At 51.7% G+C, this 1,324-nt stretch carries 1 protein-coding gene; it reads right to left on the bottom strand.

Annotated features, from left to right (window positions below; translation table 11 throughout):
- A partial coding sequence (locus B7Y67_RS18265; RefSeq protein ID WP_293599850.1) for a nuclease-related domain-containing DEAD/DEAH box helicase occupies nt 1-1,324 on the bottom strand: 1,324 nt, incomplete at both ends.

Below are 1,324 nucleotides of genomic sequence, written 5' to 3' on the forward strand. Positions count from 1 at the left end.
AGCTGATGACCGCAACTTGCTCCGGCTTATAGCCATCTACCCAAAGCTTCATCAGGCATTGATCAAGAGCAGTTCGGCTATTAAGTTGATTTGGTGCCCAGGTGTAGAAGTGAGGGGCCGCTCCGATATGGACGCTTCTCGCTTCAATTGGTTCGGGAGTCAAACCCAGCCGATTGATAATTTGAACGATCTTGGTTGGACTTCGGAAGTTGTCCAAACAGGTGAAATGGACGGCATCCGTCAGGTCAAAGGTTTCGCGTTCGTAGAGTTGCTGACCGGTGTCTCCCATCACGTAGAGGCGTCCCGTGTCCTTTAGACGCTCTAAGACCGCTTGAGCCCATGTTGGTTCAAAGTCCTGTGACTCGTCGATGATCAACAGGTCAATGGACTTGTTGAAGCCTTCAGAGGCATCCACATAATCAGACTCCATCTTGGCAAAGACATCTGGGGCAGAGAAGTCCAGTTTCTTGCCATTACGTTCTGCCAAGTCGCGGCAGAGTTGGTGGAATGTGGTGACCTCAACCGCGGCGGGTGCTAACTTTGTCAAGTGGTCAGCAAGAGGTCGGTTGTAGCAAACGTAGCAGCAGCGTTGTTTGGCCTTCACCGCGTCTTGGAGAAGTTTTAGAGCTAGCTGGGTTTTGCCTGATCCTGCGGTTGCCTGAATGACAAACAAGTTGCCAGTGTGAGCAATCTTGGGAACCCAGGTAGCTAGTCCACTGGCCAGAGACGTAGTGAGTTGCTGCACCTGGGTAATGTTCGTAGATACATCGGTAACTACGTGGAATCGATTTGAGAAGAAATCTATAACTTGACTTCTAACCTCGACAGAAGGTATTGAACTTGGGAACGTGCCCATAATCTGTTGACACAAGGTGTCCATTTCTGGTGCGTCGACGATGCGCTCTCGGGGGTAAGCCAGCACAGCGCTTTGAACCGCATGGTCGGGAAGAACTAGTAACGTGCCAACGCTCACCTGCGGCATATCTCCATCACGCATCCTCTGCATCAACGTGCTGTGTTGCCTGCGAACCTGGTGACTAATGTCCTTGTCGCCACCAATGCCGCCATATGTTTTTGTTAGGGAACTCGCCCCTTCATTTATTGCACCGGCTTTGACTTCAATCAGCAAGATGTGACCGACGGGGGAGATGACTACTAGATCTAGTTCACCAAAATGCTGGGTACCTTGGTGAATTGAAGACCAAGGGAGGTTGTGGAAAACGTCGAATGAGTCCGGCAGACCAGAGGCCAGCAGGCGCAAAACGTCACGTTCGCGGTAATCGCCGGCGTTGAGGGGGCCGCTAAGAGGAGTGGAGGGGTGAAT

The organism is Polynucleobacter sp. 35-46-11 (assembly GCF_002281105.1).